This is a genomic window from Streptosporangium sp. NPDC051022, assembly GCF_040683035.1.
GTDB lineage: Bacteria > Actinomycetota > Actinomycetes > Streptosporangiales > Streptosporangiaceae > Streptosporangium.
In genome coordinates this window covers 444,517-462,748 of sequence record NZ_JBFBCF010000001.1, presented here as the reverse complement: position 1 = coordinate 462,748, position 18,232 = coordinate 444,517, and the positions used below count along the sequence as shown (strand labels likewise).

20 protein-coding genes are annotated in these 18,232 nt (G+C 70.3%); 6 read left to right on the top strand and 14 right to left on the bottom strand.

The features are described 5' to 3' along the window. Positions 1-156: 156 nt before the first annotated feature. Positions 157-2,172 carry a hypothetical protein gene (locus AB0N02_RS02150; RefSeq protein WP_363941574.1) on the bottom strand — a complete coding sequence of 672 codons (2,016 nt, stop codon included), beginning with the start codon at positions 2,170-2,172 and terminating at the stop codon, positions 157-159. A gap of 165 nt (positions 2,173-2,337) precedes the next feature. On the opposite strand from AB0N02_RS02150, the gene AB0N02_RS02145 reads away from it, so the two are divergent. From AB0N02_RS02145 to AB0N02_RS02135, 3 genes are all read left to right on the top strand, one after another. Next, a complete protein-coding gene (locus AB0N02_RS02145; RefSeq protein ID WP_363941571.1) occupies positions 2,338-3,015 on the top strand; it encodes a hypothetical protein in 678 nt (225 codons plus the stop codon). A gap of 68 nt (positions 3,016-3,083) precedes the next feature. Continuing rightward, complete coding sequence (locus tag AB0N02_RS02140; RefSeq protein WP_363941570.1) at positions 3,084-3,809, top strand: hypothetical protein; 726 nt, start codon at positions 3,084-3,086, stop codon at positions 3,807-3,809. A gap of 716 nt (positions 3,810-4,525) precedes the next feature. Further along, positions 4,526-5,335: a hypothetical protein gene (locus AB0N02_RS02135; RefSeq protein ID WP_363941567.1), complete on the top strand. Its 810-nt coding sequence runs from the start codon at positions 4,526-4,528 to the stop codon at positions 5,333-5,335. Here AB0N02_RS02135 and AB0N02_RS02130 read toward each other — a convergent pair. Together AB0N02_RS02130 and AB0N02_RS02125 are read right to left on the bottom strand one after the other, a co-directional pair. Then, a complete protein-coding gene (locus tag AB0N02_RS02130; protein WP_363941564.1) occupies positions 5,325-6,629 on the bottom strand; it encodes a hypothetical protein in 1,305 nt (434 codons plus the stop codon). The genes AB0N02_RS02135 and AB0N02_RS02130 overlap by 11 nt on opposite strands. A gap of 41 nt (positions 6,630-6,670) precedes the next feature. Next, on the bottom strand, positions 6,671-7,225 hold the full coding sequence (locus AB0N02_RS02125; RefSeq protein WP_363941561.1) for a TetR/AcrR family transcriptional regulator: 555 nt from the start codon (positions 7,223-7,225) through the stop codon (positions 6,671-6,673). Positions 7,226-7,284: 59 nt separating this feature from the next. Between AB0N02_RS02125 and AB0N02_RS02120 the strand changes: the two genes are divergently transcribed. Continuing rightward, on the top strand, positions 7,285-8,310 hold the full coding sequence (locus AB0N02_RS02120; protein WP_363941559.1) for a DsbA family oxidoreductase: 1,026 nt from the start codon (positions 7,285-7,287) through the stop codon (positions 8,308-8,310). 106 nt (positions 8,311-8,416) lie between these two features. On the opposite strand, the gene AB0N02_RS02115 is transcribed toward AB0N02_RS02120, so the two are convergent. From AB0N02_RS02115 to AB0N02_RS02075, 9 genes are all read right to left on the bottom strand, one after another. Beyond that, positions 8,417-8,713, bottom strand: a complete 297-nt coding sequence (locus AB0N02_RS02115) for a DUF1416 domain-containing protein (protein WP_363941556.1) — start codon at positions 8,711-8,713, stop codon at positions 8,417-8,419. After that, complete coding sequence (locus AB0N02_RS02110; protein ID WP_363941553.1) at positions 8,713-9,552, bottom strand: sulfurtransferase; 840 nt, start codon at positions 9,550-9,552, stop codon at positions 8,713-8,715. The genes AB0N02_RS02115 and AB0N02_RS02110 overlap by 1 nt, the downstream gene beginning before the upstream one ends. Positions 9,553-9,569: 17 nt before the next feature. Further along, entirely contained in the window at positions 9,570-9,968 is a 399-nt protein-coding gene (locus AB0N02_RS02105) for a DUF4395 domain-containing protein (protein ID WP_363941550.1), read from the bottom strand. Between the two features lie 63 nt (positions 9,969-10,031). Beyond that, entirely contained in the window at positions 10,032-10,115 is an 84-nt protein-coding gene (locus AB0N02_RS02100) for a putative leader peptide (RefSeq protein WP_362807785.1), read from the bottom strand. A 91-nt stretch (positions 10,116-10,206) separates the two neighbouring features. Next, positions 10,207-10,545 (bottom strand): thioredoxin family protein, encoded by a 339-nt coding sequence (locus AB0N02_RS02095; RefSeq protein ID WP_363942492.1) that lies wholly within the window; start codon positions 10,543-10,545, stop codon positions 10,207-10,209. A gap of 179 nt (positions 10,546-10,724) precedes the next feature. Next, positions 10,725-11,540 (bottom strand): zf-HC2 domain-containing protein, encoded by an 816-nt coding sequence (locus AB0N02_RS02090; RefSeq protein WP_363942489.1) that lies wholly within the window; start codon positions 11,538-11,540, stop codon positions 10,725-10,727. A gap of 2 nt (positions 11,541-11,542) precedes the next feature. After that, positions 11,543-12,055, bottom strand: coding sequence for a sigma-70 family RNA polymerase sigma factor (locus AB0N02_RS02085; RefSeq protein WP_363942486.1), 513 nt, complete (start codon positions 12,053-12,055; stop codon positions 11,543-11,545). Between the two features lie 299 nt (positions 12,056-12,354). After that, complete coding sequence (locus AB0N02_RS02080; protein WP_363941547.1) at positions 12,355-13,035, bottom strand: DUF2993 domain-containing protein; 681 nt, start codon at positions 13,033-13,035, stop codon at positions 12,355-12,357. Between the two features lie 135 nt (positions 13,036-13,170). Further along, entirely contained in the window at positions 13,171-13,422 is a 252-nt protein-coding gene (locus tag AB0N02_RS02075; protein WP_363941545.1) for a MoaD/ThiS family protein, read from the bottom strand. A 205-nt stretch (positions 13,423-13,627) separates the two neighbouring features. On the opposite strand from AB0N02_RS02075, the gene AB0N02_RS02070 reads away from it, so the two are divergent. Continuing rightward, positions 13,628-14,341 carry a response regulator transcription factor gene (locus AB0N02_RS02070; protein WP_363941543.1) on the top strand — a complete coding sequence of 238 codons (714 nt, stop codon included), beginning with the start codon at positions 13,628-13,630 and terminating at the stop codon, positions 14,339-14,341. A 180-nt stretch (positions 14,342-14,521) separates the two neighbouring features. Here the strand turns inward: AB0N02_RS02070 and AB0N02_RS02065 are convergent, their stop codons facing one another. Beyond that, positions 14,522-14,830, bottom strand: coding sequence for a MiAMP1 family antimicrobial peptide (locus tag AB0N02_RS02065; protein WP_363941540.1), 309 nt, complete (start codon positions 14,828-14,830; stop codon positions 14,522-14,524). Positions 14,831-15,287: 457 nt separating this feature from the next. Beyond that, positions 15,288-17,117 (bottom strand): bifunctional metallophosphatase/5'-nucleotidase, encoded by a 1,830-nt coding sequence (locus AB0N02_RS02060; protein ID WP_363941537.1) that lies wholly within the window; start codon positions 17,115-17,117, stop codon positions 15,288-15,290. 131 nt (positions 17,118-17,248) lie between these two features. Here AB0N02_RS02060 and mshD point away from each other — a divergent pair, with 131 nt between their 5' ends. Next, on the top strand, positions 17,249-18,172 hold the full coding sequence (gene mshD / locus AB0N02_RS02055) for a mycothiol synthase (RefSeq protein ID WP_363941535.1): 924 nt from the start codon (positions 17,249-17,251) through the stop codon (positions 18,170-18,172). The last annotated feature ends 60 nt before the right edge of the window (positions 18,173-18,232 follow it).

Genomic DNA, 18,232 nt, shown 5'->3' with positions numbered 1-18,232 from the left:
GGACCCGGCTCTAGACCGGGGGGTCGACGCTTCACGGATCGGCCCGCCGTACGGGACGGCGGGGATCCGGGGGCGGGGTACCCCGGCAACCAAGGTCGAACCTCCCTAGGGGCTCGCACCTCCGCATTGACCAGGCCATTACCAGACAAGAACGCTTCATTGGCGTCTGCGCCAGTCGAGCCTGGCCGGAGGCGGCCCGAGGTTGGGCGGCGCCTGCTCGAAAAGACTCGGCTCCTCGCGCCGTTCCCTGTCTCCGGCACGGTCTCCGGCACGGTCTCCGGCACGGTCTCCGGCGCGATCTCCGGGGCGATCTCCGGCGCGCTCCAGCACGGCTTCCCTGATCTCGTCGAACTCCCCCAGCGTGGTCTTGGGGAAGGTCAGGATGGCCGGGTTGGCGTCGGCGAGGCGGACCCTGCGGCCCTGGTCGGTGGCGTCGGTGACGATGACCGAGGTGGTCGGCAGCTGCTGGAGCTGGTGGGGCTCGACGAGGAACTCCCGGGACCGGTGCAGGACCCGTTCGGTGTCGCCCATCGCCTTGGTCGCGCGGCGGCCCCACTCGGTGGAGAAGGTGATGTCCTCCTTGAGGTCGGTACGGCTCACGTCCCGGGCGTCGTCGCCGTCGTCGGCCTGGCCGACGGTGGAGACGTAGCCGCCGTCGAGTCCCACGCCCGCGGCGCTGATCGTCTCGGTGAGCTGGGCGAGTTCCAGGCGGTGCTCGGTGCCGACGTGCTCGCTGGCGATCCGGGCGTCCTCGGCGTTGCCGAGCCGCATGAACGTCACCGCCGCGTGTCCCCGGCCCAGCCGTTCCCTGACGGTCGGGGTGAGCGAGCGGTAGGTCAGCACCAGACCGGTCCTGGAGGTCTCGCAGGCGTCCATCAGCCGGTCGAGCACGTCGCCGCGGAGCTTGTCCGCGCCCGCGACGATGATCGTGTGATACCACGGCCGCTCGGAGGCGGGCGACTGGCGCAGGATGTGGGTGAGCGCGGTGGCCACGTAGGTGCCCAGGACGCGGTTGCCGAACACGCCGGCCTGCCGGTCCATGGACACCACCCGCAGGCGGGCGGGCGGCAGCCGTACGGCCTCCGAGCCGAGCGTCTCCAGCTTGCGCAGCTGCGACTCCAGCGCCCAGGCGCGCTCGATCACCACCCGGTCGCTGACGCCCCGGCCGAAGAGCGTGCCGAGCCGGTCGAGCTGGCTCGCGGTGATCAGGCCGTGCTGGAGGTCGTCGCGCGGGTCGCCGACCTGGGCCAGGGCCCGCAGGGCCGCGGTGACCTGGTTGATCGTGGCGTTCTCCCCGAGGACCTCCAGGACCCGCTCCAGGATCGCGTTGTCGAACGACAGGTCCCTGGTCGTGCGGTGCTCCTCGCTGACGCTCACCACGTGGGCGAGCACGTCGGCGAAGGCCTCCGGGGCCAGCGTCGCCCCCAGGTCGAGCCGGGGGAGGTCGACCGGAAGCACCCAGACCAGCGGATCGTCGCCGCCCCTGCGCGCCAGCTCGATCAGGTCCTTGGCGACCGCGCCCTCCGACAGGTCGAGCACGGTCAGGTGGCCGCCGCTGTAGAGGCGGGTCGCCCCGAGCAGGGTGATCAGCGCCGACCAGCCGGGCAGCGTGCCCCCGGCCACGTCGATCCGGTCGATCTCGTCCGGCACGGTCACGGCGTACCAGGTGAGCTGCCGGTCGTAGCGTTCCTTCTTCTCGGCCCACTCCCGGTAGCGGGCGGCGTGCTCCTCCTGGGCGTGGAAGATCTCCCTGTCCCGCTCCTCCCGCTGCCGGTCGCCGACCGCCTGGCGCTCACGGATCCGGTGCCGGATCGCCCGGTCGCCCTGGCGGATCGCGTAGGTGCAGAAGACCGCCACCCCGCCGGCCGCGATCAGCCCGACGGCGGCGAACGACCAGCTCAGCAGCCCGGTGGCGCCGAGGACGAGGATCAGCGCCGCGAGCGCGGTCATGAGCGTCCTGAAGATCTTCACCGGGCGGTTCAGCAGGTGCTCGTTGAGCCGCTCCCTGCGGATCCACTCGGGATCGACCTGCTCGACGACGACGGTGCCGTCGTCGTCCGGGGACGGTCGTCTGGGAGCGGGACCCGGATCCGGGTGCAGCAGAGCGTACTGCCAGCCCAGGTAGATCCGGTCCGCCTGGAGCTGCGCATGCTCGGGATGCACGTCCGCCACGGAACCTCCGCCATTGGGCTCTCGCCACCTCGGAGACAGCGTAAGAGTTGGACCTCCGATTCGGGCAGCGTTCCCGCCAATCTGCTGTATTTTCCCCATGTTCACCGCCACTTAAGGGATGAATGAGTCGGATGGGATGAAGGTAAGCGATTACCATCCTTTGTCATGACGTCTCCCCCCGGTGGCGAAAGCACGCGACGGCGCCCGGTCGCGGTCCCGATAGCCGCTCTGGTGGCGGCCACCGGTCTGGGGATCACCGCCGCCTTCGGCGGGTTCAGCGAGGCCCCTCAAGAGCCTCCCAAACAACTCGGCCCCGGCGCGAGTCTGGATCAGGGCGAGTTCACCACCAAGTTCGTCGAATCCCGCACGGTCTTCCAGCCGGATCAGTTCGGCGGGGAGGGCAAACGCTTCCTGGAGGTCGAACTCCAGGTCACCAACAAGGGCGACGAGACCACCGGCGTGGGATTCCCCCGGTACGGGAAGACCTCCGGCGTCTTCTTCGCCGCCTCCCTGCTGAAGATGACCCCGGCCATCGCCGACGAGTCCGGCCCGACCGTCTCGGTACCCGGCCGGAGTGTGCCGAGCAGGCAGCTACATCCGGACCTGCCGGCCACCGTCGTACTCAGGTACGAACTGGAGCCCAGGCAACACGCGCCGAAACAGGTCCAGTACGACGTCGGGACGTTCGAGTTCTCCGCGGGGGCGATCAAGAACGTCAAACGCGACTGGCTCCTGGTCAAGGACGGCGACGAGGCCGACTCCCCGCCCAAGGTGGTCGCGCAGGTCACCCTCCCCGTACGGCAGGCGGGAAACCTCCCCGCACGGCAGGCGGGAAACCTGTGACCGGCACGGGGACGGACTCGGTGAGGGGCACAGTGACGGGCACAGTGACGGGCGCAGCGGCGGACACAGTGACGGGCACAGTGACGGGCGGGACGCCCGGCACCGCGGCGGGCGCACCGGGTGGTGCCCCGGCCGGCGCCGAGACCCCGGCCGGGCGGGAGAGGCCCGCACGACGCCGGCGGCGTGCCCCCAGGCAGCCGAGCCGGGCGCGCAAGGCGGGCGTGCTGGCCGTGGGAGTGGCGCTGGCCGTCGCCGCGGTGGCCCTGCAGAGCATCGCGCTGACCGACGAGCAGCGTACGGCCCACCTGACCTGGACCGGAAAGGTGGGCGAGAAGATCTCGGCCTCCCGCTTCGGCGCGGAGGTCAAGGCCGTCCACGTCGCCAAGACCGTGGAGGCCGCGGACCTGAGCGGCACGCCGAAGAGGGCCGAGACCACGGGGGTCTTCCTGGTCGCCGACGTGACGGCGACGGCCACGCGGACGCCGCAGAAACTCGGCGCCCCCGTGCTGCTGACCCAGGACGGCAAGCGCTACGCCGCGACCGACAAGGTGGACGCCTCCCGCACCATCACCAACTTCTACGTCCAGCCGAGTTGGTGGGTTGAGAGCGTGGCGGTGTTCGAGATCCCGGCCACGGCCCTGGCAGGATCACGGATTGTGCTCGCCCCGCAGAACGGATTCATCGGAGAGGCGCTCCTGCCCGAGGTGGAGGTCGACCTGGACCTCGACGAGGCCGCCGCGCAGCGCCTGGTCACGAACGCGAAGGACGTCTACCAGTTGGCGAGCAAGAAGTGACCGGCACCCCGTCCCCGGAGGACCAGAGCCGTTTCCCCGCGCAAGAGCCTCCCGGCCCGGCGGACCGGTCCCAGAGCGCGCCACAGGAGCCGTATCGGGGGGCTCCCCTGCCCGCCGCCGGATCGTGGCCGACGCCCCCGCCCGCCCCCCGTCCCAGCAGACACGCCGCCCCCCACCCCGCTCCCCACGCCACCCCTCACGGCACTCCCCAGGCTGCTCCTCACGGCACTCCCCACGGCGCCCCGGCGGCTCCCCAGGCCGTCCCTCACATCCCGGCTCCCCAGGGTCCTCCGCACACTCCACCTCCCCAGCCCCCTTCGCAGGCTCCCTCCTTCCCTGCCCCCTCCCACGCCGCCCCGGCCCCTCAGGGGCCCTCTCACACCCAGGACGTCCACCAGGGCCATCCGGCTCCCTGGGGCGCCCCTGAGAGCCACCAGGGCGCGTCCGCGCACGGAAGCCGTCCGGCGGCGCACGGGGGCCCGTACACGCCCGCCCCTCCCCCACCCCGCCCCCAGGAGCCCGGCCTCGCCACGGGGGTCCCGTTCCAGCAGCCCCCCGCCGCTCCGCCCCGGCAATCCCCCGCCGCTCCGCCCCGGCAATCCCCCGCCGCCCCGCCCCGGCAGCCCGGCACGGGCACGGGGTGGACGCCCGGTCCCCGGCGGACGTTCTCCGACGAGCAGGTATGGCCGCCCAGGGCGAGACCCTCCGGAGAGCCGGTGGGCGCGTCGACCCAGCCCTTCCCCGCCGTTCCCGCGGCGCCGCTGCAGCGAACCGCTCCGGCCCACGCCCTCGGGCCCGTGCCCGGGGCACCGGCCGCGCGGAACGACGCGGCCGCGCCGCCCCCGGGGTCTCCCGCCACACCCCCCGAGTCTCCCGAGCCGCCCGCCGCCTCCCCCGAGACCGGCGCCTCCCCCGAGACCGGCGCGTCCCCTGAGGGCGGCGCCCCCGCGCGACCGCGCGGCCGTACGGCGCTGCGGGCCGGCGCCGCGGTCCTCGCCGCGGCACTGGCCGTGGGCGTCGCCACCTGGAACGGCTACAGCTTCTACCGGACCGGCGTCCCCGACTACCAGATCCACGCCGTGGTCCCGGGAGGCACCGGGACGCTCATGAACGTGGCCTGGAAGGTCAAGGTCGAGCAGACCGACAACCTGCCGGGCACGCGGCCGATCAAACCCGACCAGCAGTGGCTGAAGATCACGGTGACCAGGACCTCCCTGAACACCGAGGGCGTGATCCGGCGCGCCAAGCCCACGATCCAGCTCGAACACCCCGACGGCCGCATGTGGCAGGCCGAGATCCTCAACGACGGGCTCCCACTGGAGGTCAAGGACCACAAGGTGGGCATCGGATACACCTACGACGTGATCGGCCTGGTGCCCAGGGCGCTCGCGGGCCAGATCCAGGTACGGATCATCCCGAGCACGCTCCGCCAGCCGCTGCGGGAGGAGACCGTGGAGGAGATGTTCAAGCGCGCGGGCACGGAGAAGACCGAGCCGCAGGACCAGGTGCTGCTGTTCAGGCGGTGACCGTCTCCCCGGCCTCACGGCTGCGGGTGGCCGCGATGTCGAACGTGGCCGCCAGCAGGCAGACGGTCAGCACGCCCACGACCAGGTCTCTGGCGAAGTCGACGGGAGGGCCGATGACCAGCCAGAAGTACGGCTGCTCAATGCCGATCAGCGACTTCGCCCCCCGGTCCGCGTACTCGCCTCCCACGTGGACCGCGACGTAACACAGGCAGAACATGCCGAACAGCGCGGCGCCCCCGCGGGCGGCGAGCCGGAAGGCGTTGGCGGGCGGGACCCAGCGCTCCTGGAACCCGGTCGTGGCCCGGGTCATGGTGGAGCGGGTGAGGGAGTGGGTCTGCTCCACCCGGTCGGCCACGGCGTCCAGCCGGGTGCCCCGCACGACGGCACGCGTGTCCTCGGCGAACGCGCCGTAGACGAGCGCGGCCACGGTGAGCCAGGTGAGGGGGATGACCAGCGCGTCCACGACGTGGGGCCAGACCTCGCCCAGCCACTCCGTGAAGGTCCCCCACCACGGCAGCGCCTGCCCCATCTGCTCGACCCAGCCGTTGAACGTCGTCACCACGGCCCGCTGGGAGATCCAGTCGGACCTGGCCGAGGTGAAGGCGAACAGCGCGTTGATGCTGTAGAAGGCGAAGGCCAGCTCGAAGAAGGTGGCGAACAGGCCGCTGCCCTTGACCTTGTCGTTGGCGTGCAGCCAGCCGAACAGGGTCTTCAGCGCGTAGGCCACCACGGCGATCGCGAGGGAGAGCCGCACGTCCAGCGCGGTGAGCGCGGTGCCCGCCTCTCCCTGGATGCCGGCGAAGGCCCCCTTCATGTCCTGGTCCACGTTTCTCATGAAGTCGAGGGAGTCGAACTCCCGGGCGTCCTCGGTGTGGAAGCCCCAGGCCATGTAGATCGTGGCGAAGACCAGTGTGGCCCGGTTGAGCGCGCCGAACAGGCTCTCGTCCGCCTCGTCCCCGGCCCGCCGTACCTGGATCTCGCGGAGCGCGCCGCGCACGGAGTGCAGCATGCCGATCATGACGACGAGTTCGTTCAGCACGACCAGCGTGAAGATCAGCATCGTGACGACGAGCCGTGCCTGACGGGAGTCCCCGTGCGCCAGTTCGGTGCCCGTCCACATCAGGACCGAGCGGATCGCCCGCCCGGCGGAGAACCAGATCACCAGCGAGATGCCGCAGGAGCCCAGAATCCTGAGAGCGTGCAGGGGCAGGGAGTATGCCGTGAGCGCGCTCGGCGCCCGGCCCGTGGCTCGCGGTGCGGGCGACGACGGGGACATAACAGGCGTTCCGGGCACCCGACGAATGCTAGCGACTCCCCCGGCGGGCCGCAGCCCGATCAGGAGCGGACGAGACTCCACACGAACGCCGCGATCTCCTCCGCGGGGCGGGGCCGCCGCTCCTCCAGCCAGGAGGTCACGACCCCGACCAGCGCGCCCGCCACGTAATGGGCGTGGATCTCCGGCGGCACGTCGTCGTGGCCCGGCGGCCTGGAGCCCGCCGCGAACGGGACGCGCAGTTCGGCGGCCAGCACCTCGCGCAGCCGCGCGCAGAAGCGGGCGCTGCCGTGCGGGCCGAGCATCCGCCGGTACAGCGGGGCCCGGGTGCCGACGTGCTCGAACAGCGCGACCAGCGCCGCGGGAACCGGGCCCGGCTCGCGGTACGGACAGCGCGCGGCCTGGGCGGCCAGCTCGCCGACGGCCTTCTCCATCGCGTCCAGCACGAGGTCGTCGCGGTCGCGGTAGTGGGCGTAGACCGTGGCCCGGTTGACCTCGGCCACCCTGGCTATCTCGGCGACGGTGATCGACTCGGGGTCGCGCTCCCCGGCCAGGAGCAGGACCGCGGCGCGCAGCCGCTCCCTGGTCCGGCGGATTCTCGGATCGTCTTCGGGCACGTGGCAAGACTAAACGACACCTGTCGAATAAACGACAGGTGTCGTTTGTTACACCGGTCATGAAGCGCATCGAAGTCTGGGCCGACATGGTCTGCGCCTGGGCCTACATCGGCAGGCAGCGTCTGGAGAGGGCGGAGTTCGGCCAGGACGTGGAGGTCGTCTGGCGGCCGTACCGGATCGACCCGATGGCCCCGGCCGAGTCGGAGCCCCTGGACGAGGCGCTGCGCGACCCGGTCGCCGAGGGCGCCCTGCGCGCCTGCCAGCCCACCCTCACCCCCGCGGAGAACCGCGACCGCGTCGCGGGCGTCGCGGCGGAGGAGGGGGTCGCGGCGGAGGAGGGGGTCGGCCCGCGCTGGGGCGCCGTCTGGCGGCCGAACACGTTCGACGCCCACCGGGTGATCGCCCTCGCCCGCGAGCGGGGCGGCCCGGCCCTGCAGGACGCCGTCGTGGAGCGGATCCTGCGCGCCCACTTCGGCGAGGCGGCCGACATCGGCGACCGCGCGACCCTGGTGTCCCTCGCCGCCGACGCCGGCCTGGACGGCATGGCCGAGGCGCTCGCCTCGGGGGAGGGAACGGCCGAGGTCCGCTACCAGCTCCTGCGCGGCAAGGCCATCGGCGTCGCCACCTCCCCGACCTTCGTGGTCGGCGGCTCCGCCGTCTCGGGCGCCCAGCCGCCCGAGATCCTGCGAGACCTCGTACGGCGGGCCGTCCCCGAGCGCGAGCTCCCCGAGGAGGTCGAACGCCTGCGTCACGCCGAGTCCCTGCTGGAGGCCCGAGACCCCCTCGGCGCCCTGGAGATGCTGCGGCCGCTGCTGGACGAGCACGGCGACGACCCCGCGGTTCGCCTGCTCGCCGCCCGCGCCTACTACGGCTCGGCACAGCTCGGCCGGGCGCGGCGGACGCTGGAGTCGCTGGTCGACCACGCTCCCGGCGACCACTACGCCAGGTTCCTGCTCGGCAGGACCCTCGAACGGTCCAGCCGGTACGGCGAGGCGCTGCCCCACCTGCGCATGGCCGCGGCCATGTCCCCCGACCCCGCCTACGCGGGCGCGGTCCGCCGGGTGGAGGAGCGCGTCGGCGCCTGACCCGCCCGCGCGCCACCGGGCGGAAACGAACACGCCGGAAGAGGCGGCGCACACGAAAGGAGCCGGCACCCCGTGACGGGATGCCGGCTCCTCTTCGACGAACGGGTCAGACAGCCACGGCGAGCTGCGTGACCTCGCCCAGGCGGGCCTGGGCGGGAATGTCCTTGGTGACGCCGCCACCCGCGATGATGCGGACAGTCCAGTCACCGGGAGCGGCGAAGAAGCGGAAGATGCCCTCCTCGGACACCACCACCTCGCCGGTGAACTCGCCGGAGTGGTCGAGCAGGCGGGCGTAAGCCGTACCCACGCCGGAGACCACTCCCTGGATGACGGCCTGGGTCGACAGGTCGATCCCGGCCGGAAGGGCAATCGTCTGCTCCGGAGCTGCGCATCCCTGAGTCATTATCGGGCCTCTCCCAGTTCGATCGGCACGCCCACGAGCGAGCCGTACTCGGTCCACGAACCGTCGTAGTTGGTGACGCTGGCCTGGTCGAGAAGCTCGTGCAGGACGAACCACGAGTGGGCCGAGCGCTCGCCGATGCGGCAGTAGGCGATGGTGGCCTTGCTGAAGTCGACGCCCGCACCCTCGTAGAGGGCCTTCAGCTCCTCGTCGGACTTGAAGGTGCCGTCGTCGTTGGCAGCCTTCGACCAGGGGATGTTGCGGGCGGTCGGCACGTGGCCGGCGCGCTGGGCCTGCTCCTGCGGAAGGTGCGCGGGGGCGAGCAGCTTGCCGGTGAACTCGTCGGGCGAGCGCACGTCGACCAGGTTGAGCTTGCCGATCGCGGCGACGACGTCGTCACGGAAGGAGCGGATGGACAGGTCCTGGTCCTTGGCCTGGTAGTTCGTGGCCGGACGGTTGGGGACGTCCTTGACCAGCTCGCGGGAGTCGAGCTCCCACTTCTTACGGCCGCCGTCGAGGAGCTTGACGTTCTCGTGGCCGTAGAGCTTGAAGTACCAGTACGCGTACGAGGCGAACCAGTTGTTGTTGCCACCGTAGAGGACCACGGTGTCGTCGTTGCCGATGCCCCGAGAGGACAGCAGCGCCTGGAAGCCCTCACGGTCCACGAAGTCGCGGCGGACGGGGTCCTGGAGGTCCTGCCTCCAGTCGATCTTCACGGCGCCACGGATGTGGCCCTTGTCGTAGGCACTGGCGTCTTCGTCGACCTCGACGAGGACGATGCCGTCGGTGTCGAGGTTGGCCTCGACCCAGTCAGCGTCCACCAGGACGGCGGAGCGGCTCATCGGAATCCTCCGGGAGATTATCTTGCGGCGGGCAGTAGACGGCGAATGATCAGGAACATCTCGCAGCCCAGGCAGAAACCGAAAGCTGCATTGAGGAAGGCGGCGAACAGTGCCGCGGCGGTGGCGCCGAGGGCCAACGGCATGATCTGTGTGACGTATCCGACCAGACCCATCAGAGCGAAGAAAAGACCCACTCCCTGCGCGAAACGCGGCGGAGTCGCGTCCTCCAACTCCGCGGGAGAGCTCTTCACTATCCCTTTGAATATCATCCCGTACGGCGATGCGCCAAAAAGACTCAGCGCGAACACCACCGCCTGAAACGCCAGCAGCAACACGCTGCCCGTCACGAGGACGAGAGCGAGAACAACCGTCGTCAAGGCCGCGGAGAAACGTAGGGCTCGGGGATCAACATGCATCGCTCGATGCTCCTGAAGGGTTGTACAGATCGGTGCGACTCGAAGGCCGCGTGAGATCGCCCTTTAGGAAACGCGACAGAGCGCGGTGGTCACGCGGCAGAAGTCAACCGCGCGCCGCTTCGTCAGCAGCTCTGTCGTCGGGTTCATGGCCATGACACTACCCCGACGTCCCATCGTCTGTCACATCCCTGTCCAATTTATGAGACTAAATGGCTCAAAGAGCGGTAGGCTGCCCCGTTCACTCGCCGATGGCGAGGCCCAGAGCTCCGATGACATCGGCCTTACGGGGCTGCCCGGAGGCACGTTTCACCACACGCCCCGACGGGTCAAGGATCAGTACGGTCGGGGTACGCAGAATGTTCAGCGAACGGACGAGGTCGAGCCGGGACTCCGCGTCGATCTCCACGTGCGCCACCCCCGGCACCATCTCCGTCACCTCCGACAGGATCCGGCGGGTCGCCCGGCACGGCTGGCAGAAGGCGCTGGAGAACTGCACCAGCGTGGCCCGCTCTCCCAGGGAGGTGTCGAGGTCACCGGATGTCAGCCGCTCCACGTCGCCCCCCGCCTCACGCGGCACGCCGTTGCGCCGCCGCACGATCACACCCACCAGCGTGGCCAGCGCCAATGTGGCGAACACCACCGTCAATCCGGTCACAGAGCACGGCAACACCGCCCCCTTCCGAACCATTCCCGCCCCGCGGTCCCCGGCCACGGCGCGGACCGGGAACCGTTCTCACCGGATCGGGACGGCTCCCCTCAGGGCGTGGCCCGGGGAGCGGCGGAGACGCCGACCAGGACGCGCCCCTCCGCGGTGGTGACCTCGAACCTCGAGATGTTCCTGAACGGGATCGTGGTGGTCCCCACGAAGGGCCCCGACCTGTCGTAGGCGGCCTTGTCGACGACCCAGTTCGCCGCCGTCTGCCGGTCACCGGCCGCACCGATCACGTCCAGCTTGCAGGGCGTGCCCTTGGCGACCCCGGAGAGCACGACCTTGACCGTGGTCATCCCGCCCCCGTCGGTCATCGTCACCGTGGCGTGGATGCTCTGGTTCCTCCCGGTGACCGTCCTGTGCTGGCCGGGAGCGTCCTGCAGGGCCCGGGCCTCGGGTTTCTCCGAGGAGGCGGGAGAGGGAACGCTCTTCTGAGCCTGAACCTGGGCCTCCTGGGACGTCCCGAACGCGTAACCGCTGTCGCTCCCCCCCGAGGCGGCCGAAACGGGCGCGGACATCGCCGTCCCCGCATCCTGCGCGGGCCGCATGGCCGTCCACACGGTCCCGCCCAGCCCGACCACCAAGAAGGAGGCCGCCAGCGAGAGCAGCACCCGGGTGATCCGGCGTCTTTTCACCCGCGCGCTGAGAAGCCTGTCGAGCACCGCGTGCGGCGGACTGGCGACCTGCGCCACGTCCTCCTCCGACACCCGGCCGAGGAAACCGGCCACACCGGTCAGCTCCTCGAACTCCGCGCGGCAGTCGTCGCATTCGGCGAGGTGCGCCTCGACGAACACGCACTCCTCCGGCTCCAGCGCCCCGAGCACATACGCCCCGAGCGACATGCGCACCTCATCACAGGTCATCATCATGGCGCGAGCCCCCGCTCCTCCAGCGCCAGCTTGAGCGCCCGAAGCGCGTAATACGTGCGCGACTTCACCGTTCCGGCAGGGATACCGAGCGCTTCGGCGGCTTCCTTGACCGACTTTCCCTGGTAATAGACCTCGGCGAGCACCTCACGGTGCTCGGACCGCAGCGTGGCCAGCGCCTCCGCGACGGCCCAGGATTCGACGGCCCGCTCGAGCTCGTCGTCCACGGGCACGACGGCGAGCGCCTCGTCCCCCACCTCCGGGGGACGCGCCTTGCGCGCTCTGTGCTGATCGACGACGAGGTTGCGGGCCACTTTGAACAGCCACGCGCGGATGGGTCGCCCGCTGAGTGCGTCAGGATGCCGCCACGCTCGCAGCAGCGTCTCCTGCACGACATCCTCCGCTTTCCCCGGGTCACCCGTCAGCCGCAGAACGTAACCGTAGAGTGGGCCGCCGTGCTCGTCGAAAAGCGCTCTGACGAGCTGCTCGTCGGCGGTTCCTGCGTGGCTCACATTCTCACCACGTACGGCGGGGCGGATCGGTTCAGTCACGGGTCGGCTCGGTCACGGATCGGTTCGGTCCCGGGTTGGTTCGGTCGCGGATCGGTTCAGTCAGGGGTCGGTTCGGTCGCGGATCGGTTCGGTCCCGGGTCGGGACGGGCGCGGGTCGTTCAGGCATGGGTCGGCTCGGTCACCGGTCGCCCCGGCCGGGAACGGCCGGACGGGGCCGCCCGGACGAAGCCGACCAGATCGAGGATGGCCCGCTCCGAGCCGTCCGGTCAAAGCGACCCGGCCGAGGTCGCGCGGATCGGTCAGCCGCGAAGGGGCACGTCGGTCGCCTCGCCGGAGATCCGTATCCCCTGCGGCACGACCGTCACGTCGGTGACCTTCAGGTTGAACGGCAGGTTCTTGATCGGGATCCGGTAGGTCACGAACTTCTCCGGCTGGGGCACCGGGATGCCGCCGCCGACCGTGATCTCCCCCGGGGTGAACCGCAGTTCGCCCTCGGTCGCCTTGATCTTCAGATCGCCCTTGACCGGGACCTTCTGTCCCAGCACGTTGATCTCCCCGCTGACGGTGAGCGCGTCGCCGTCGACGCCGACCTTGATCCCGTGCGGCGCCCTCCGGTTCAGCGTCTCCAGCGGGACGACCACGGTGCCCTTGACTCGCTCGGCGCGTATCTCCACCCGTTCCTGGTGGAACAGCAGGTCCTGGAGCGGGGCGGTCACGCCGTACAGGGTGAAGTCGACGCCGGACAGGCGCACGCCGTTCAGGCTCATCGGCCCAGCGGCCACCTTGACCTCGTCGTATCGCCCGGCGATCGCCTGGGTCAGGAACGGGATGCCGAGAATGGTCACCTCGGGCGGGGTCTCGAGGTCGTACTGTGCGGTCGCCTGGGTGGCGATCTCCTTCTGCACCCCTGTGACGGCCACCCTGTCCACAATCGCCAGGAAGACAAGCAGCAAAACCAGGAAAGCGACCAGCCTACGCATCTGACTCCCTGTTCATTGCGCCGGTGCGGCCAGCGTGCCATCCACCACATCCCCTGGCAATCCTGCCCAAAACGCCGCACAGACGAGCAGATCGCCTCGTCTCTTCCCGGACCGGCGGGCCTGCGGGCCGGCCGATCACCCTCCCGCGAACGGCGGAAGCACCTCGACCGTCACCCCGTCGGCGAGCACGACCGTCTCATGTGCCCGCCTGCCCACGGGATGCCCGTCGACCAGGAAGGACGACCGCCGGACCACGCGGGCCAGCTCCGCGCGCCCCAGTGTGACGTTCGTCATCAGCTCGGCCAGCGTCGACGCCTCGAACGGCTCCTCGGCGACGCCCGCGGCCTCCTTCGCCGCCGCCCAGTAGCGGATCATGCCCTTCGCCATCTGTTAATCGACCCCCAACACACACTCTCGGTCACCGTACCGTTACAGTGAATCCACGCTGGAAGCGATGTTCACCAGGTGGACACCCAGCGGACGCTTCGCCCCCGTGGGTTATCCTCACGTATTACGGGACCTGGGCGACGTAGCCCCCGGGTCCTTACGTGTTTGTACGGCCCTTGCCGGTAAGACGCGGAAAGGAGGCATCGTGAGCAATCTCCTGCTGCTCACCAACGCCCTTGAGCCCTCTACCGAGGTGCTTCCAGCGTTGGGGCTGCTGCTGCACTCGATCCGGGTCGCGCCCGCCGAGGCGTCCGCGCTGATCGACACCCCACCCGCCGACGCCGTCCTGGTCGACGCCCGCCGTGAGCTGGTTCACGCCAAGAGCCTGTGCAGACTGCTGCGGACCACGGGCATCACCTGCCCGCTCCTGGTGATCGTCACCGAGGGCGGCCTGGCCGCGATGACCGCCGAGTGGGGTGCCGACGACGTCATCCTCGACAGGGCGGGTCCCGCGGAGGTCGAGGCCCGGCTGCGGCTGGCCGTCGGCCGGCTGAACCTGTCCGCGGCCGAGGAGGCCCCCGACGAGATCCGCAGCGGCGACCTGGCGATCGACGAGGCCACCTACACCGCCCGGCTCCGCGGCCGGGCACTGGATCTGACCTTCAAGGAGTTCGAACTCCTGAAATACCTGGCGCAGCACCCCGGGCGGGTCTTCACCCGCGCCCAGCTCCTGCAGGAGGTCTGGGGCTACGACTACTTCGGCGGCACCAGGACCGTCGACGTCCACGTCCGGCGGCTGCGCGCCAAGCTCGGCGCCGAGTACGAATCGCTGATCGGAACCGTGCGCAACGTCGGCTACCGCTTCGTCCCCGAGCGCGGCAACGAGTCCGCGGAGGAGCGCGAGCCCGCCCGCCACTGAGGCCCACCCGAGGCCCATCTGAGGCCCACCCGAGGCCCACCGCGAAAACGGACCGAACTCCCCGGACCGCCGGGCCACACCGCGGAGGCGCCCGCCAGGTGACGCCCGGCGGACACCTCTCGCTGCCACGCCCACGACGACCCCGGCACGTCTACCCGGGGCCGTCCCCGCGAGCCGGGATCAGCACTCGATGAAGATGCTCTGCCAGCCGACAGGCGTCCTCTGCTCCGCACCGTCTCTGGCGGGAAGCCTGAAGTGCATCCGCCCCTGCGCGTTGGGCTGCTCGTACATGCGTCCGGCCTGGCCGTCGCCGTACCACTTGTAGGACCCGTGGAAGGGGATGTTGGACGGTCCGCACGCCTCGATGAGGACGGACCTGCCGGTGAAACCAGGGCCCTCATAGGCGATGTACTGCGAGGCGTAGGCGGCACCGGTGGTGATCGCGATGATCCCGGCCGTCATGACGGGAACGAGGAGGATTCTCTTCACACTGCTCCTTGGGGACAGGACTCTGCTCGGCGAGCCCGCACGGTTCGGTGACGCAGGGGCCCGGGAAGGCTCCTGGCGGTCTCCTCCGTCCCGCTCGCCGCAGGACGCGCCCCATCATGTTCGAAGAGTAATCATTTAAACACTTACTGTAACGACAGGTTGTGGTGCCCGAGGCCTCCGACGCCGGGCGGTACCGCCTCTCCCGCCCCCGCCCCGTCAGGGAAAGAGGGAGCCCCGTCAGGGAAAGAGGGAAAGGGGGAAGGCCCGCCGGATGCGATCCGGCGGCCCCTCCCCCTCTACACGAGCGAGTGAACCGGCCCGTGCGAAACACGAACCACGTGAACCGGGGGCGATCCCTCGGAACGACGCTCCGAGCCTTCTCGACCCCCGTCACAGACCACCCGGCCCGAACCTGTCACAGGCCGCGAGGTCAGGGAGGTCAGGGAGGTCAGGGAGGTCAGGAAACGACGGTGATGTGGCTGGGAACCGGAGGCGTGATCGACGGGTTCGCGGTGAGATAGGCGGCGAAGGCGTCGATGTCCAGCGGGCCGCTCCACAGGTCCGTACCGTCCTTGAACCCCAGGAACGCGTCACCGCCGCCGACGAGGAAGTTGTTCGCGGCGACCCGGATGCTCTGGGTGTCCGTCACGGCGACACCGTCGATCTTGATGTCGGAGACCTTCGAGCCCCACGCCGCGCCCTTGCTGTAGGTGTAGGTGAGGTTCGACGACGGCTGCAGGATCTTGGTGAAGGCCTGGGCGTTGGGGCCACCGGTGAACTGCTGCTCCAGGATGGTCTTGAGCTGCGCGCCGGTGAGGGTGACCACCTGCATGAGGTTGTTGAACGGCTGCACCGTGAAGGCCTCGCCGTAGGTCACCACCCCGTCGCCCTCACCCGCCGGCGAGCCCGCGTAGGTGAGGCTCGCCCGGACGCCGCCCGGGTTCATCAGCGCGATCTGGGCGTTGCCCCCCGTCTTGGTCGCGGCGAGCTGGCCGTCGGCGATGAGGTTGCCCAGAGGGGACTCACCGGACGCGACCGCGGTGTTGGTGATGTCAGCGGTGATCTTGCCGATCGGCCTGTTCGCCACCGGCGCCACGCGGTCCTTCCAGCTCTGGACGAACGCGGCGATCTCCGGGTCCGGGGTGACCGTACGGGTCACGACCTGGTTGTCGGCCACGACCGAGGAGCGCACGACGTCACGGGTGCGGACGTCCACCTGGAAGTCGACCTTGGTGATCACGCGGCCGAAGGAGCCGCCCTGGCTGAACAGGCGCTTGCCGCCGCTGGGGTCGGACACCGTGCACAGGTAGGCCTGGTGGGAGTGCCCGCTGAGGACCATGTCGATCTCGGGGTCGACCTGGGTGGCGATCCGGGTGCCCGCGCCCGGCTGGGCGCTGCAGGCGTCCGGCGACTGGCCCGCGGTGACCTGGTCGCCCTCGTGCACCAGCACGACCTGGGCCTTGACGCCGACCAGTTTGAGGAGCCTGGAGGCGACGTTCGCGGCCTTGACCTCGTCGATGAACTCCAGGTCCTTGATGCCCGCCGAGGTGACGATGTTCGGGGTGGTCTGGGTGACCAGGCCGATGAAGCCGACCGGCACGCCGTTGATCCAGCGGATGGCGACCGGGGGAAGCGCGGGGATGCCGTAGTCCTTCAGCAGGGCGCGCAGCGAGCCGGTGCTCCCGGCATCGGCCTGGCCGGTGAGCGCGGCGAGCGCCTCCTGCTCGGCCTTGGCCGCGGTGCCGTTCTGCCTCTTGAAGATGACGTTGGCGCCGAGGTAGTCGTACTTCGCGCCCTTCCAGGTGCCGGCGGGCGAGCAGCCGTCCACCGGGTGGCAGCCGCCGTACATGATGCGCCTGAGCTCGGTGTAGCCCTCGTCGAACTCGTGGTTGCCGACGGCCGAGGCGGTGACGCCCACCTTGCCGAGGAACTCGACCGAGGGCTCGTCGTGGTAGGCCGCGGAAAGCAGCGGGCTGGCCCCGATCAGGTCGCCCTGGGCGACCTTCAGCGTGTTCTTGTCGGACAGTTGCTTGAGGTGGGTGGCCACGTAGGCGGCGCCGCCGGCGTCGACGGTGGTGCCGGTCTCGTCGACCATACGGCCGGACGAACCGGTCGGCGGCTCGAGGTTGCCGTGGAAGTCGTTGAGGGCGAGCAGTCGGACCGGAACCGTCTTGGGAGCCTTGGGAGCGGCCTTGGCGCCCGCCTCGGCCGGCCCCATCGCGAGCACGAGACCGGCCCCCGCGAGGGCCCCGGCCATGGCTAACCGCTGGAAGGTACGAGACATCATGGATCACGACACTAAGGCGGCTACCCATGCAAGAAATGTCCTAGAGGTAACGATTCGCCGGTTCAGAGAATGGCGGCTTTTGCCAGTCCCCGACCACTCGCTGGGATCGGGGGCCGCCTAAAGTCCAGAACATGAACCCGCGCGTGGAACACAGGGGAAGACTCGACGAACAGCACGTGGCCGCCGTCCTGTCGGTGGTCGAGGCCGCGACCGAGGCGGACGGAGTCAGGCCACTCAACGAACACGTGATGCTGCACCTGCGTTACGGCGGCGACGAGCGGGCGGGAGCCGTGCTCCTGTACTCCGGCGACGACCTCGCGGGCTACGCGCACGTGGACCCGACCGACCCCGTCGAGGGGCCGAGCGGGGAACTGGTGATCCATCCCGCGTTCCGGAGGAGGGGATACGGAGGGCACCTGCTGCGGGCCGTACTGGAACAGACCGGCGGGCGGCTGCGCCTGTGGGCGCACGGAGGCCACCCCGGCGCCGAGGCCCTCGCCGCCTCGGCGGGCTTCACCAAGGTCAGGTCGCTGTGGCAGATGCGCCGCTCCCTGTTCGCCGCGTTCCCCGCCTTCGAGTTCCCCGAAGGCGTACGGCTGCGCACGTTCGAGCCCGGCACCCCCGACGAGGAGGCCTGGCTCGCCCTCAACGCCAAGGCCTTCGCCTACCACCCCGAGCAGGGGGCCTGGACCGTGGACGACCTGAAACGGCGTGAGCAGGAGCCCTGGTTCGACCCGGCGGGATTCTTCCTCGCGGAACGAGCGGCCTCGGCGTCGGGCGGCGGCAGGCTGGTCGGCTTCCACTGGACCAAGGTGCACGGCGACGGCGGCCACGGCCACGAGCCGATCGGCGAGGTGTACGTCGTCGGCGTCGACCCCGCCGAGCAGGGCGGCGGCCTGGGCAGGGCGCTCACCCTCGCAGGCCTGACGCACCTGCGTTCCCGGGGTCTGGCCCAGGTGATGCTGTACGTGGACGAGAGCAACGCCGCGGCGATCCGCCTCTACGAGAAACTGGGCTTCACCCGGTGGGACGTCGACGTCATGTACCAGAAATGATGAAACGCCGGTCGGGGATCCCCGACCGGCGTTCACATCGCGTTCACACGACCGTCCGCG

Bases quoted from the DNA above. Each gene is read 5' to 3' on its own strand.
- AB0N02_RS02080 (WP_363941547.1), bottom strand. From the start codon at position 13,035: ATGCGTAGGCTGGTCGCTTTCCTGGTTTTGCTGCTTGTCTTCCTGGCG.
- AB0N02_RS02090 (WP_363942489.1), bottom strand. From the start codon at position 11,540: ATGACCTGTGATGAGGTGCGCATGTCGCTCGGGGCGTATGTGCTCGGG.
- AB0N02_RS02120 (WP_363941559.1), top strand. From the start codon at position 7,285: ATGAAGCGCATCGAAGTCTGGGCCGACATGGTCTGCGCCTGGGCCTAC.
- AB0N02_RS02105 (WP_363941550.1), bottom strand. From the start codon at position 9,968: ATGCATGTTGATCCCCGAGCCCTACGTTTCTCCGCGGCCTTGACGACG.
- AB0N02_RS02075 (WP_363941545.1), bottom strand. From the start codon at position 13,422: ATGGCGAAGGGCATGATCCGCTACTGGGCGGCGGCGAAGGAGGCCGCG.
- mshD (WP_363941535.1), top strand. From the start codon at position 17,249: ATGAACCCGCGCGTGGAACACAGGGGAAGACTCGACGAACAGCACGTG.
- AB0N02_RS02100 (WP_362807785.1), bottom strand. From the start codon at position 10,115: ATGAACCCGACGACAGAGCTGCTGACGAAGCGGCGCGCGGTTGACTTC.
- AB0N02_RS02115 (WP_363941556.1), bottom strand. From the start codon at position 8,713: ATGACTCAGGGATGCGCAGCTCCGGAGCAGACGATTGCCCTTCCGGCC.
- AB0N02_RS02060 (WP_363941537.1), bottom strand. From the start codon at position 17,117: ATGATGTCTCGTACCTTCCAGCGGTTAGCCATGGCCGGGGCCCTCGCG.
- AB0N02_RS02110 (WP_363941553.1), bottom strand. From the start codon at position 9,552: ATGAGCCGCTCCGCCGTCCTGGTGGACGCTGACTGGGTCGAGGCCAAC.
- AB0N02_RS02145 (WP_363941571.1), top strand. From the start codon at position 2,338: ATGACGTCTCCCCCCGGTGGCGAAAGCACGCGACGGCGCCCGGTCGCG.